11 protein-coding genes are annotated in these 13120 nt (G+C 61.0%); 4 read left to right on the top strand and 7 right to left on the bottom strand.

Features of this window, described 5'->3' with window-relative positions; translation table 11 throughout:
- Positions 1-67: 67 nt before the first annotated feature.
- Positions 68-1072: a GlxA family transcriptional regulator gene (locus tag FAY22_RS10875; RefSeq protein WP_246860733.1), complete on the top strand. Its 1005-nt coding sequence runs from the start codon at positions 68-70 to the stop codon at positions 1070-1072.
- Between the two features lie 3 nt (positions 1073-1075).
- On the opposite strand, the gene FAY22_RS10870 is transcribed toward FAY22_RS10875, so the two are convergent.
- From FAY22_RS10870 to yjgA, 3 genes are read right to left on the bottom strand one after another with little or no spacing between them, the layout of a single operon-like run.
- Entirely contained in the window at positions 1076-1753 is a 678-nt protein-coding gene (locus FAY22_RS10870; protein ID WP_146330219.1) for an alpha/beta hydrolase, read from the bottom strand.
- A gap of 38 nt (positions 1754-1791) precedes the next feature.
- Positions 1792-2409 (bottom strand): molybdopterin adenylyltransferase, encoded by a 618-nt coding sequence (gene mog / locus FAY22_RS10865; protein ID WP_146330218.1) that lies wholly within the window; start codon positions 2407-2409, stop codon positions 1792-1794.
- The gene (gene yjgA, locus FAY22_RS10860; protein ID WP_146330217.1) at positions 2387-2974 is read right to left on the bottom strand and encodes a ribosome biogenesis factor YjgA; all 588 of its coding nucleotides are present in this window, start codon (positions 2972-2974) and stop codon (positions 2387-2389) included. The genes mog and yjgA overlap by 23 nt, the downstream gene beginning before the upstream one ends.
- A 134-nt stretch (positions 2975-3108) precedes the next feature.
- Between yjgA and pmbA the strand changes: the two genes are divergently transcribed.
- Positions 3109-4473 carry a metalloprotease PmbA gene (gene pmbA / locus FAY22_RS10855; protein WP_146330216.1) on the top strand — a complete coding sequence of 455 codons (1365 nt, stop codon included), beginning with the start codon at positions 3109-3111 and terminating at the stop codon, positions 4471-4473.
- 109 nt (positions 4474-4582) lie between these two features.
- Here the strand turns inward: pmbA and FAY22_RS10850 are convergent, their stop codons facing one another.
- Positions 4583-5920, bottom strand: a complete 1338-nt coding sequence (locus tag FAY22_RS10850) for a dicarboxylate/amino acid:cation symporter (RefSeq protein WP_146330215.1) — start codon at positions 5918-5920, stop codon at positions 4583-4585.
- Between the two features lie 407 nt (positions 5921-6327).
- On the opposite strand from FAY22_RS10850, the gene FAY22_RS10845 reads away from it, so the two are divergent.
- Both FAY22_RS10845 and FAY22_RS10840 read left to right on the top strand, forming a co-directional pair.
- Entirely contained in the window at positions 6328-7410 is a 1083-nt protein-coding gene (locus FAY22_RS10845) for a TRAP transporter substrate-binding protein (protein WP_146330214.1), read from the top strand.
- 265 nt (positions 7411-7675) lie between these two features.
- Positions 7676-8755: a TRAP transporter substrate-binding protein gene (locus tag FAY22_RS10840; RefSeq protein WP_146330213.1), complete on the top strand. Its 1080-nt coding sequence runs from the start codon at positions 7676-7678 to the stop codon at positions 8753-8755.
- 314 nt (positions 8756-9069) lie between these two features.
- On the opposite strand, the gene FAY22_RS10835 is transcribed toward FAY22_RS10840, so the two are convergent.
- From FAY22_RS10835 to argH, 3 genes are all read right to left on the bottom strand, one after another.
- Complete coding sequence (locus tag FAY22_RS10835) at positions 9070-10755, bottom strand: TRAP transporter large permease subunit (protein ID WP_146330212.1); 1686 nt, start codon at positions 10753-10755, stop codon at positions 9070-9072.
- 18 nt (positions 10756-10773) lie between these two features.
- Positions 10774-11358, bottom strand: a complete 585-nt coding sequence (locus tag FAY22_RS10830) for a TRAP transporter small permease subunit (RefSeq protein ID WP_146330211.1) — start codon at positions 11356-11358, stop codon at positions 10774-10776.
- Between the two features lie 344 nt (positions 11359-11702).
- Positions 11703-13097 carry an argininosuccinate lyase gene (gene argH, locus FAY22_RS10825; protein WP_146330210.1) on the bottom strand — a complete coding sequence of 465 codons (1395 nt, stop codon included), beginning with the start codon at positions 13095-13097 and terminating at the stop codon, positions 11703-11705.
- Between the last annotated feature and the right edge of the window lie 23 nt (positions 13098-13120).

The raw sequence follows: 13120 nt of genomic DNA, 5'->3' as shown, positions 1-13120 counted from the left end.
AGCATTGTCGATCTTTCCTGAATGGGGTAAAAGTGGCCTGAAGGTCAACGAGCGATATAATCGGGCCATGATCCGTTCCAACTCTTCTCAACCGGCCCTGCAGCGCATGACGCTTGCCGTCGTCGCCTTCGACGGCATTAGCCCGTTTCATCTGTCCGTGCCGTGGCTGGTATTCGGGGAAAACCGAAGCGGTCTTGGAATTCCCGATTTCAATGTGCTGACATGCGCTGCCGAGCCCGGCTCGTTACGCACTGCGTCTGGCTTTGACATTGCCGTGGCTCACGGGCTGGAGGTATTGCGCGACGCCGATATCGTGATCGTGCCTTCCTGGACAGATGATTGCGCTGCTGCGCCGCCGGCGTTGCTCGACGCCTTGCGGCAGGCGCACCGGCGCGGCGCACGTATCGTCGGCTTGTGCCTCGGCGCGTTCGTGCTTGCCGAAGCCGGCTTGCTCAACGGTAAAACGGCGACCACGCACTGGTACTGCGCGCAGGCGCTGGCCGAACGGTATCCCGCGGTGCGGGTCGATCGCGACGTGCTGTATGTGGATGAGGGAAGCGTGTTGACCTCGGCCGGAGTTGCTGCCGGCCTCGACTGCTGCTTGTACCTGCTGCGCCAGCTGTGCGGCGCGGAAGCCGCCAATCGGGTCGCGCGCCGTCTGGTGATTGCGCCGCACCGGCAGGGCGGGCAGGCACAATTCATTGAAAAGCCGCTGCCTGTGTCGCACGGCGACGATCGCCTGTCCAAGGTGCTGGAATGGGTGGCAAGCCATCTCGACCAGCCGCACAGTATCGATACGCTTGCCCGGCGCGCCGCGATGAGCCGCCGCAGCTTTACCCGGCACTTCCGGCAGGCGACCGGCACCACGGTTGTGCAATGGCTGCTGAACCAGCGCCTGGCACGCGCGCAGCGCATGCTGGAAACGGGAGAGCAGCCGATCGAGGCGATCGCACAGCAGGTCGGTTTCGGATCCGCGCTATCGCTGCGCCAGCATTTTCGCCTCGCGCTCAATACGTCGCCGTCGGCCTACCGTAAACAATTCGGCAAGCTGGCGCCGCGCGACGCGGCTTGATACTCAGGCCAGAATGCGCTTGAGCCACACGCCGATGTCGTCGAGCTCTTCCTCGCAGACCGAATGCGGCATCAGGTATTCATGCCATTCGACTTGGTGGCCAAGTGCCTTCAGCATGTCGCGCGATTTTCGCGCCAGGTCGATCCGGACGATCGGGTCATCGACGCCGTGGGCGAAGAAAATCGGCGTGTCGTGGTTGGCGCCGTGGCGCTCGTCCGGAACGGTCGCATGTATCGGCAGGTAGCCCGACAGGCATAGCAGGCCGGCCAGCTTTTCGGGGTGGCGCAGGCCGGTTTGCAGCGTCATCGCGCAGCCTTGCGAAAAGCCGGCGAGGATGATGCTGGAGGCGGGAATGCCGCGCGACTTTTCCCGCGCGATCAGCTGTTCGACCAATGCCTGCGACTTGCGCAGGCCGGCTTCGTCCTCTTGCTGGCTGAGATCGGTGCCGAGGATGTCGTACCAGGCGCGCATCATGTAGCCGGCGTTGACGGTCACCGGCATTACCGGCGCATGCGGGAAGACGAAACGGATCGGCGGGCAGCCGGACAGGTCGAGTTCGCGCACGATCGGCACGAAATCGTTGCCGTCGGCGCCGAGGCCGTGCAGCCAGATGACGGCCACGGTCGGGTTGGGCGCGGTTTCGATCTCGATGGCTTCGAGCGGGAGGTTGTTTTTCGTCATGATGCGGATCGGAGCGTGACGTTTGTGCGGCAAGCCGCTTATTTTTGGCGAATCGCCGATTTCGGGCGGAAAGCCTTGCATACCGCGTCGTTGGTGTCGACATACGGCCCGCCGATGAGGTCGATGCAGTAAGGAACGGCCGCAAAGATGCCGGGAACGACTTGTTTGCCGTCGGCGTCCTTCAATCCTTCCAGCGTTTCCCTGATCGATTTCGGCTGTCCCGGCAGGTTCATGATCAGCGCCGCATGATCGGCCGTTTCTCGGATCACCGCGACCTGGCGCGACAGGATCGCGGTCGGCACGAACTTCAGGCTGATCTGGCGCATCTGCTCGCCGAAACCCGGCATTTCCTTGGTGGCTACCGCCAGTGTCGCTTCCGGCGTGACGTCGCGTCGCGCCGGGCCGGTGCCACCGGTGGTGAGGACGAGGTCGCAGCCGGCGTCGTCGACCAGCTCGATCAGCGTCTTTTCGATTTGCGCGCGTTCGTCGGGAATCAGCCGGGTTTCCATTTGCCACGGACTGGACAGCGCGGCACCGAACCAGTCGCGCAGCGCCGGGATGCCCTGGTCTTCATACACGCCGGACGAAGCGCGGTCCGAGATCGACACCAGGCCGATCAGCAATTCGTCGGGATTATTCCTCTTCAGCTTCGTCATGCTCATCCTGCTCCGGGGAAGTAGACGGCGCCTGCAGTCCCTTCAGAATCTGGAAGATCTCGCGGTAGGCCTTGGGAGGCTTGTTTTCCGCCTGCTCCTTGCGGGCGTTGCGGATCAGCGCGCGCAACTGCTGGGCATCCGCTTGCGAATGCTGCGCCAGCAGGGCTGTCAGCGCCTTGTCGTCGGCCAGCAGCTTTTCACGCTGGCGCTCCAGCGCGTGCATGGCGGCGGTTTCCGACTTGGACGCACCTTTCCAGCTGTCGAGCACCTTCTGGATCGCCGCGACTTCTTCCTCTTCGAGGCTGCGCATCTTCTTGCCGACGTACTGCATCTGGCGGCGCCGGCCTTCGTGGTCCTTGATCTTCTGGCATTCGAGGATGACCTCGCGCACGTCTTCCGGCATCGGCACGCGCATGACGCGGTCCTTCGGTTGCGCTACCAGTTCTTCGCCGAGCTTTTGCAGGGCAGTCATTTCGCGCTTGAGCTGCGATTTGGAGGGGCGGTCGTATTGCTGTTCAAATTCGTCGGAACGGAAGCCGACGGCACCGCGATTGGGATTAACCATGATTCAATTTCAGAAAAGGGCAAGGCGCCGTTTGAAAATCTACTGCTCGGACTGCTTTTCAAGCGGACGCAAGGTCATTCGGTAAACGACTGCTATGATAACTGTTTTAACCGACTTCCTAGAAAAACAAGCTCATGAGCAATCCCGTATTTACCCATAGCCAGGACCAGTTGCAGCAGCTCGCGCAGGATGTGCTGCGTTTCGCCAAGGAAAAGGGTGCGTCCGACGCGTCGGTCGAGATCAGCGAAGGTAATGGCCTGTCGGTAACGGTGCGCAAGGGGCAGATCGAAACCATCGAGCAAAACAAGGATAAAGGGATTGGCGTGACCGTCTACCTGGGCGAGGGACGTCATGTCCGCCGAGGTAATGCCAGCACCTCCGATTTTTCGCAGCAGTCGCTCAAGGATACCGTCGAGGCGGCGTACGATATCGCGCGCTTCACCGCCGAGGACGACTGCGCCGGCCTGCCGGACGCCGATACGCTGGAAATGCACCCGCGCGACTTGCGGCTGTGCTATCCGTGGCTGATCTCCACCGAGGAAGCGGTCGAGATCGCCAAGCGCTGCGAAGCGGCGGCCTTCGCCGTCGACAAGCGCATCACCAACAGCGAAGGCGCCAGCGTCTATGCGCAGCAGTCGCACTTTGTGTCGGCGAACACGCGCGGCTTCATGGGCGGCTACCCGTATTCGCGCCACACGATTTCGGTGGCGCCGATCGCCGGCAAGGGCAGTAACATGCAGCGCGACGACTGGTATTCGTCCACGCGCGACCCGAACCTGCTGGCCAGGCCGGAAGATGTCGGCCGTTATGCCTCCGAGCGCGCTCTGGCTCGCCTGAATGCCCGCAAGCTCGATACGCGCAAGTGCCCGGTGCTGTTCGAAGCCCCGCTGGCGGCCGGCCTGCTCGGCTCCTTCGTGCAGGCGGTGTCGGGCGGCGCGCTGTACCGCAAGTCGACCTTCCTGCTCGATTCGCTCGGCAAGCAGGTATTCGCGCCGCATATTCAAGTGGTGGAAGACCCGCACGTCATCGGCGCCGTTGGTTCCTCGCCGTTCGACGAGGAGGGCGTGAAGACCAGCCGGCGCGACGTGGTGAAGGATGGCGTGGTACAGGGGTATTTCCTGTCCACTTATTCTGCGCGCAAGCTCGGCATGAAAACGACCGGCAATGCCGGCGGCTCGCACAACCTGACTCTGACGTCGCTGCTGACCACGCCGGACGACGATTTCGTGGCGATGCTCAAAAAGCTCGGCACCGGCCTGCTGGTGACCGAGTTGATGGGGCAGGGCGTGAATTATGTGACCGGCGATTATTCGCGCGGCGCATCAGGTTACTGGGTGGAGAACGGCGTGATCCAGTATCCGGTGGAGGAAATCACGATCGCGGGCAACATGAAGGACATGTTCCAGCAGATCGTCGCGGTCGGCGCCGACACCCTCGTTCGCGGTACCAAGGAGGTCGGTTCAATTCTTATTGAAAGCATGACGGTTGCCGGCAACTGACGGCATCGGCATTACATCGCCGTAAAATGAAACAGCCCGCGCAATGGCGGGCTGTTTTTTTTGGGGCGAGATTGCGCCGATCGCGCAATCGCAGCTTTCCATCTGACGCTCAGGCGACTTTCTTCGCCTTCGCCGGTGAATGCACTTCCACCGGCTTGAGTGCCGGCGCCGCTGCGCCGGACTCGCCGTCCGCGCCATTGTTCAACTGTTGCTGCAGCTTCGCGACATCGAGGTCGCCGGTCCACTTGCCAACCACAACGGTAGCCACACCATTGCCGACCAGGTTGGTCAGCGCGCGGGCTTCAGACATGAAGCGGTCGATGCCGAGGATCAGTGCGAGGCCGGCAACCGGCACGCCGCCTACCGCCGACAAGGTCGCCGCCAACACGATGAAGCCGCTGCCGGTAATGCCCGCCGCGCCCTTGGAGGTCAGCAGCAGCACCGCGAGCAGGGTCAGCTGCTGCATCAGTGTCATCGGGGTGTCGGTGGCCTGCGCGATGAAGACCGCGGCCATCGTCAGGTAGATCGAGGTGCCGTCGAGGTTGAACGAGTAACCGGTCGGAATTACCAGGCCGACCACCGATTTCTTCACGCCGAGGTTTTCCAGCTTGGTCATCATGCGCGGCAGCACGGACTCGGACGAGGAGGTGCCCAGCACGATGAACAGCTCTTCCTTGATGTACTTGACGAATTTCCAGATCGAGAAGCCGTGCAGCGCCGAGATGGTACCCAGCACCACGAAGACGAACACCAGGCAGGTCAGGTAGAACGTGCCCATCAGCTTGCCCAGCGAGAGCAGGCTGCCGACACCGTACTTGCCGATGGTGAACGCCATCGCGCCGAACGCGCCGATCGGGGCGGCCTTCATGATGATGCCGACGATACCGAACAGGACATGCGAGGTCTTTTCGACGAAATCGAACACCAGGGTGCCGCGGCCGCCGAACTTGTGCAGCGCAAAGCCGAACAGCACCGAGAACAGCAGCACCTGCAGGATGTCGCCCTTGGCGAATGCATCCACCACGCTGGTCGGGATGATGTTCATCAGAAATTCGGTCGTGCCCTGCATCTTGCCGGGAGCGGTGAAGGCGGCGATGGACTTGGTGTCGAGCGAGTGCGGATCGACATGCATGCCAGCGCCCGGCTGGAGCACGTTCACGATGATCAGGCCGACGATCAGTGCGATGGTGCTGACCACTTCAAAATAGATCAGCGCCAGCCCGCCGGTCTTGCCGACCTTTTTCATATCTTCCATGCCGGCGATGCCGATTACGACGGTGCAGAAGATGATCGGGGCGATGATCATCTTGATCAGCTTGATGAAGCCGTCGCCGAGTGGCTTCATGTCGGCGCCGAGGCTCGGATAGAAGTGGCCCAGCAGCACGCCGATGACGATTGCCGTCAGTACCTGGACGTACAGAGACTTGTAGATCGGTTTGTTTCCCATGTGATTCTCCGTGATATGCAAGCAGCCCTGCCACCCAGTCGTTTTCCACCGGCCCGCTGCGGCGGACCTGTGGCGATGTGGCATAGATGAGGCATTGTCCTTGTGCTCAGTAGGGGTAGCAATTGTGGACATCCACACTGAACGGGGTGGAATGGGGAGGAAATGCTTGATTTACAAGATTGATTTTTCGAGTTGACTGGGATAAATACTCGCATCAAGTCTCGCGCATGATTTATATTGCAACTTGTTCTACGCGATATTACCTACGCGGTTTTACTTTGCCATGGGTTTTGTATTGCCGTACTCGCAAGTGGACGCCTAGAATCAGTGGGTTACTACGTAGGCTAGCCGTCTTATGTGGTGGTCCCGGACAATTTTCATGCCGCACTATAAAAGGAGACAAAATAATGGAGCGCCGTTCCTTTCTAAAAAAAGCAGCAGCTGGAGCATCCGTTGGCGCCGTGGCAGCGCCCGCGCTGGCACAAGCCCAGCCGACATTCAACTGGCGCCTAGCCTCGAGCTTCCCCAAGTCGCTCGATACGCTTTACGGAACTGCTGAAATCTTTAGCAAGCGCGTGTCGCAGCTGACCGGCGGCAAGCTGAACATCCGCGTGTTCGCGGGCGGCGAAATCGTTCCGCCCTTGCAGGTGGTCGACGCGGTCCAGAACGGCACCGTCGAAATGGGACATACCGCGCCTTACTACTACTTCGGCAAGGATGCGACTTTCGCATTCGATTGTGCGGTGCCTTTCGGCATGACCTCGCGCCAGCAGACGGCATGGTTCGAGCAGGGGGGCGGCAAGCAACTGTTGCGCGAGTTTTACAAGGATTACGGCATCATCAATTTCCTCGGCGGGAATACCGGCACGCAGATGGGCGGCTGGTTCCGCAAGGAGATCAAGACGGTGAAGGATCTGCAGGGCCTGAAGATGCGCATTTCCGCATTTGCCGGCAAGGTGCTGCAGCCGCTGGGACTGGTGCCGCAGCAGCTGGCCGGCGCCGATATCTATCCCGCGCTGGAAAAAGGCGCGCTCGATGCGGTCGAGTGGACCACGCCCTACGACGATGAGAAGCTCGGCTTCTACAAGGTTGCGCCGTATTACTATGCTCCGGGATGGTGGGAGGCCGGCGCGCAGTTGTCCTTCTATGTCGGCATCAAGGAGTGGGAAAAACTGCCCAAGGAATACCAGGCGGCCATCGAGGTGGCAAGCTACGAAGCGCACGTCTTCATGCAGGCTGAATACGATGCAAAGAACCCGGCTGCGCTGGCGCGCCTAATCAAGAATGGTGCCAAGCTGCGTTTCTTCTCCAAGGAAATCATGGAAGCCTGTTACAAGGCAGCGGTGACCACCATGGATGAAGAGGCTGCCAAGAACGCCAAGTTCAAGAAGATTTACGAACACTACAAGCGCTTCCAGCGCGACGAAAACCAGTGGTTCTCGGTAGCAGAGGCCCCGATGCAAAACTTCATGACCACGCATGGCAAGTAATGAAACAGGCTGGCCCAGTTTGTTGATTTATTTTTAGCTATGCCGGCCGGAATTGCACCCGATGCTTCGTCCGGACAGGGGGAAATGCATGACTTACGCCCTGCTTGATTCGGACGTTAATAATTTTCATCCGGGTGCATTTGCACGAATCCCAGATATTTTTTGGGTGGCAAGAGGCTCCATACAATCCACAGCAAAACTTGGCAGTGTTGCCATGTGCAAGTTCGGAATCGTATGGTTTTGATGTTCAATTCAAGGAGACAAAATGGAACGTCGTTCATTTCTGAAGAAGGCGGCAGCAGGTGCGTCGGCAGGCGCTTTGGCCGCTCCCGCGTTAGCGCAATCGCAGCCTACGCTTAACTGGCGTTTGGCATCGAGCTTTCCGAAAACGTTGGAAACCGTGTTCGGCGCCGCCGAAGTGTTCAGCAAGCGCGTGGCGCAGCTGACCGGCGGTAAATTCAATATCCGTGTATTTGCTGGCGGTGAAATTGTGCCGGCGCTGCAGGTGATGGATGCGGTTCAGGCCGGCACCATCGAGATGGGCCACACCGCGCCGTACTACTTCTTCGGCAAGGATCCGACTTTCGCATTCGACTGCGCGGTACCGTTCGGCATGAATTCGCGCCAGCAGACAGCGTGGTACGAGCAGGGCGGCGGCAAGCAGCTGATGCGCGAGTTTTACAAGGACTACGGCATCATCAACTTCATTGGCGGCAATAGCGGTGCGCAGATGGGCGGCTGGTTCCGCAAGGAGATCAAGAGCCTGAAAGATCTGCAGGGCCTGAAGATGCGCATCGGCGGCTACGGTGGTCGCGTGCTGCAGAAGCTCGGCCTGGTGCCGCAGCAGATCGCCGCCGGCGACATTTATCCGGCGCTGGAAAAGGGCACGATCGACGCCGCCGAATGGATTGCGCCGGTCGACGACGAGCGCCTCGGCTTGTACAAGGTCGCTCCGCACTACTATGCGCCGGGATGGTGGGAGCCCAGCACGCAGTTCTCGTTCTATGTCGGCATCAAGGAGTGGGAAAAGCTGCCCAAGGAATACCAGGCGGCCATCGAGGCGGCAAGCTACGAAGCGCACGTGTACATGCAGGCCGAATACGATGCAAAGAACCCGGCTGCGCTGGCACGTTTGCTGAAGAATGGCGTGAAGCTGCATTCCTTCTCGAAAGAAATCATGGAAGCCTGCTACAAGGCCGCCAATGAAGTCAACGAGGAAGAAGCCAGCAAGAACGCGAAGTTCAAGAAGATCTACGAACCATGGAAGCGTTTCCGCCACGATGCCAACCAATGGTTCTCGGTGGCAGAGGCCCCAATGCAGAACTTCATGATTACGCACAAGTAATCTGCAGTAAGTCACTGCAGCCCGCGCCGCCTATGCGACGCGGGCTTTTTTATTCTCTCGCTTTTTCAAGGGGATCGTCGCATGCGATTCTGCGGCCGTCCACATATCGCCGGCACCATCGCCATGCCATAGTGTCAGAAGCGGGACCATCGAATTGCATGGTCGATCCGATCGCCAGCCATAAACAGGAAGTGGGAATTGCACGTGCCCGTCCGCCCGCAATGCGCGAGATATGCGGGTTTTTTGTCATGTTATTGCCGCAGTAAAAAACCCCGCGCGGCGAACCGGGCGGGGTTGGCGGGAGGCCGGGAGGTTTATTTCTTGTCTTCTTCAGTCGAGAAATTCAACTGCGGAGCCTCATCACCCTGGCCGCTGCCCGGGGTCGAGAAATCGAGCTGAGGCGTGCCTTCGCCGTAACCCTGGCCGGCCGGGACGTCGATCTTCAATTCGATCTTTTCCTTCATGTCCGTTTTCTTTTCGATCGACACGATGCGCGGGAAGACGATGATCAGCGCCACCATGATTACCTGGATCAGCACGAAAGGCACGGCGCCCCAGTAAATGTCGGAGGTCTTGACTTCCTTGGGGGCGACCGAGCGCAGGTAGAACAACGCGAAGCCGAACGGCGGGTGCATGAACGAGGTCTGCATGTTCACGCCCAGCAGCACGCCGAACCAGATCAGGTCGATACCCATTTTCTCGGCCACCGGGCCCACCAGCGGCACCAGGATGAAGGCCAGTTCGAAGAAGTCGAGGAAGAACGCCAGCCCGAAGAACAGCAGGTTCACCACGATCAGGAAGCCACCCGTGCCGCCCGGCAGCGAAGTCAGCAGGTGCTCCACCCACAGGTCGCCGTTTACGCCGCGGAACACCAGCGAGAACACGGAAGAACCGATCAGGATGAACACCACGAAACAGGAGAGGCGGGTGGTCGAGTTCATCGCCTGCTTGAGCAGGTCCATCGACAGGCGGCGGTTCATGATCGCGAGGATCAGCGCACCGAGCGCGCCCATGCCGCCGCCTTCGGTCGGTGTGGCGATGCCGACGAAAATCGTGCCCAGCACCAGGAAGATCAGCGCCAGCGGCGGAATCAGGACGAACACGACTTTCTCGGCCATGCGCGACAGCAGGCCGATCTTCAGCCTGCGGTTGATCACGGCCAGCACGAACGCGCCGACGATGCCCACGCCGGCCGAATAGATGCCGACTTCGTCCGCGGGCGCGTTCGGATGCGTCGACCCGTAATACGAAGCGAATGCGAACGAGGCGCCAACCGCGAGCGCCAGCAGCGCCAGCAGGGAGACGACGCCGCTCCTGCCGTTCGGCTCGCGCAGGTTGCGCGCTTCCGGCGGCAGGGCCGGCACCGTCGCCGGCTTGAAGATCGACAGCGCGAGCACGTAGCCGGCATACATCGCGGTCAGCAACAGGCCGGGCACGAACGCCGCCTTGTACATGTCGCCGACGGAGCGGCCGAGCTGGTCGGCCATCACGATCAGCACCAGCGACGGCGGGATGATCTGCGCCAGCGTGCCGGAAGCGGCAATCACGCCCGAAGCCAGTTTCTTGTCATAGCCGTAGCGCAGCATTACCGGCAGCGAAATCAGGCCCATCGAAATCACCGAAGCGGCCACCACGCCGGTGGTCGCCGCCAGCAGGGCGCCGACGAAAATGACCGCGTAGGCGACGCCGCCGCGAATCGGTCCGAACAGTTGGCCGATAGTGTCGAGCAAGTCTTCCGCCATGCCCGAGCGCTCCAGGATCAGGCCCATGAAGGTGAAGAACGGAATCGCCAGCAGCGTGTCGTTGGCCATGATGCCGAACAGGCGGTTCGGCAGCGCCTGCAGCAGTTCGGGCTTCAACAGGCCGAACTCGATGCCGAGGAAACCGAAGAACAGGCCATTGGCGGCCAGCGCGAACGCCACCGGGAAGCCCGACAGCAGGAAGACGACCAGGGCGCCGAACATTACCGGCGCCATGTTTGTGATCAGAAATTGCTCCATTGCTTAGTCTCCGGACGATCAGTTGAGTTTGTTTGCGGCTTTGATCGCCTCGATTTCTTCTTCGGGGGTGCTGCCATGCTTTTCGAACTCGCTCGCGTCGACCAGGCCCATCAGGAAGCCGATGCGCTTGATCAGTTCGGAAAGGCCCTGCAAGCTCAGCAGGAAGAAGCCGGCCGGAATCAGCGCCTTCGCGGGCCACACGATGAGGCCGCCGGCATTGCTCGACACTTCCTGATTCTGGATCGAAAGCAGGGCGTACGGCACGGCGTAGTACAGGATGATCAGCGTCATCGGCAGCAGGAAGACCAGGAAGCCGAACAGGTCGATCCAGACCTGGGCGCGCTTGGACAGGCGTCCGGCGATGACGTCGATGCGCACATGCTCGTTGCGGCGCAGCGTGTAGGAGCTCGCCAGCAGGAAGATCGCCGCGAACAGATACCACTGGATTTCCAGCCAGGCGTTCGAGCTGGTGTTCAGGGAATAGCGCACAAGCGCATTGCCGGCGCAGATCAGTACTGCCAGAAGAAGAGCCCAGCTGACGCCGAGTCCGATTTTTTCATTGATTTTGTCAATGAGTCTCGATAGCGAGAGAAGAAAAGACATGGTTTGTCTCCGTTGATAAAAGTGCCTTGAACCGGACCGCGTGATTTTTATGTGCAGCCCTCGCCGCGTTGCGCGGCAGCGCTTACGGTCCGGGGCAGTATATGTCATTTCATCTGTCAAGCGAACACTTCAAATACATGTTCGAACTTCTTTTCATGCTGCGATGCGAAAGCCGGAAAAAACGACGCGCCGCCGCGCCCGCACTTACGTGGAGCGCGTAAGTAGAAGTACGCATGGAGTGCGCATTGCGCGGTGCGGCAGGCGGAGATAGACGAAAGTGCGCTGGATGGCAGGAGGGAAAGAGGGCGGATGGCGTTGCGCGCATCCGCCCGAGACTGCTTGGATCAGCCGAGCAGTGCGCGCACGTGCGCGATGGCCGCGCGCACCTGTTCCGGCGCCGTGCCGCCGATGTGATTGCGCGCCGCCACCGAGCCTTCCAGCGTGAGCACGTTGAAGACGTCGGCTTCGATCAGCGCGGAGAATGCGCGCAGCTCGTCGAGCGACAGGTCGGTGAGGTCGCAGCCGCGGCCCTCGCAGGCGCGCACCGCGTGCGCCACCGCTTCGTGCGCGTCGCGGAACGGCAGTCCCTTCTTGACCAGGTAGTCGGCCAGGTCGGTGGCGGTCGCATAGCCCTGCAAGGCCGCTGCGCGCATCGCGTCGGGTTTCACCGTGATGCCGCGCGCCATGTCGGCAAAAATGCGCAGCGTGTCGGTGACGGTGTCGACGGTGTCGAACAGCGGCTCCTTGTCTTCCTGGTTGTCCTTGTTGTAGGCCAGCGGCTGGCCCTTCATCAGGGTCAGCAGGCCGATCAGGTGGCCGTTGACGCGGCCGGTCTTGCCGCGCGCCAGTTCCGGCACGTCCGGGTTCTTCTTTTGCGGCATGATCGACGAGCCGGTGCAGAAGCGGTCGGCGATATCGATGAAGCCCACGCGCGGGCTCATCCAGATCACCAGTTCTTCCGACATGCGCGAGATGTGCGTCATGACCAGCGCGGCGGCGGCGCAGAATTCGATCGCGAAGTCGCGGTCGGACACCGCGTCCAGCGAGTTGCGGCACACGTCATCGAAGCCGAGCGTCCTGGCCACGCGCTCGCGGTCGATCGGGAAGGTGGTCCCGGCCAGCGCGGCCGCGCCGAGCGGCAGGCGGTTGACGCGCTTGCGGCAGTCGGCCATGCGTTCGGCGTCGCGCCCGAACATCTCGACATAGGCCAGCATGTGATGGCCGAAGGTGATCGGCTGCGCCACCTGCATATGGGTGAAGCCGGGGAGGATGGTGTCGGCGTGCTTTTCGGCGAGGTCGAGCAGCGCCACGCGCAGTTCGCGCAGCAGGCCGGAAATGTCGTCGATGGCGCCGCGCATGTACAGGCGGATGTCGGTGGCGACCTGGTCGTTGCGCGAGCGTCCGGTATGCAGGCGCTTGCCGGCGTCGCCCACCAGTTCAGTCAGGCGCTTCTCGATGTTCAGGTGCACGTCTTCCAGGTCGAGCAGCCACTCGAACCTGCCGTCGGCGATTTCGCCCCGGATCTGCGCCATGCCGCGCTCGATATCGGCGCGGTCCTGCGCGCTGATGATGCCCTGGTGCGCCAGCATCTCGGCGTGCGCGAGCGAGCCCTGGATGTCGGCTTCGGCCAGGCGCTTGTCAAAAAATACAGAGGCGGTGTAACGCTTGACCAGGTCGGAGACCGGTTCGGAAAAGCGGGCCGACCAGGCCTCGCTTTTTTTGGAAAGTTGTGCTGTCATAATTGTGCTCTCAGTGAATACGT

The organism is Noviherbaspirillum sp. UKPF54 (assembly GCF_007874125.1).
In the GTDB taxonomy this organism is placed as follows: domain Bacteria; phylum Pseudomonadota; class Gammaproteobacteria; order Burkholderiales; family Burkholderiaceae_D; genus Noviherbaspirillum.
Note: the sequence above shows the minus strand (reverse complement) of the source record. Positions and strands in the feature narration are given on the sequence as shown.

Bases quoted from the DNA above. Each gene is read 5' to 3' on its own strand.
- FAY22_RS10875 (WP_246860733.1), top strand. From the start codon at position 68: ATGATCCGTTCCAACTCTTCTCAACCGGCCCTGCAGCGCATGACGCTT.
- FAY22_RS10870 (WP_146330219.1), bottom strand. From the start codon at position 1,753: ATGACGAAAAACAACCTCCCGCTCGAAGCCATCGAGATCGAAACCGCG.
- mog (WP_146330218.1), bottom strand. From the start codon at position 2,409: ATGACGAAGCTGAAGAGGAATAATCCCGACGAATTGCTGATCGGCCTG.
- yjgA (WP_146330217.1), bottom strand. From the start codon at position 2,974: ATGGTTAATCCCAATCGCGGTGCCGTCGGCTTCCGTTCCGACGAATTT.
- pmbA (WP_146330216.1), top strand. From the start codon at position 3,109: ATGAGCAATCCCGTATTTACCCATAGCCAGGACCAGTTGCAGCAGCTC.
- FAY22_RS10850 (WP_146330215.1), bottom strand. From the start codon at position 5,920: ATGGGAAACAAACCGATCTACAAGTCTCTGTACGTCCAGGTACTGACG.
- FAY22_RS10845 (WP_146330214.1), top strand. From the start codon at position 6,328: ATGGAGCGCCGTTCCTTTCTAAAAAAAGCAGCAGCTGGAGCATCCGTT.
- FAY22_RS10840 (WP_146330213.1), top strand. From the start codon at position 7,676: ATGGAACGTCGTTCATTTCTGAAGAAGGCGGCAGCAGGTGCGTCGGCA.
- FAY22_RS10835 (WP_146330212.1), bottom strand. From the start codon at position 10,755: ATGGAGCAATTTCTGATCACAAACATGGCGCCGGTAATGTTCGGCGCC.
- FAY22_RS10830 (WP_146330211.1), bottom strand. From the start codon at position 11,358: ATGTCTTTTCTTCTCTCGCTATCGAGACTCATTGACAAAATCAATGAA.
- argH (WP_146330210.1), bottom strand. From the start codon at position 13,097: ATGACAGCACAACTTTCCAAAAAAAGCGAGGCCTGGTCGGCCCGCTTT.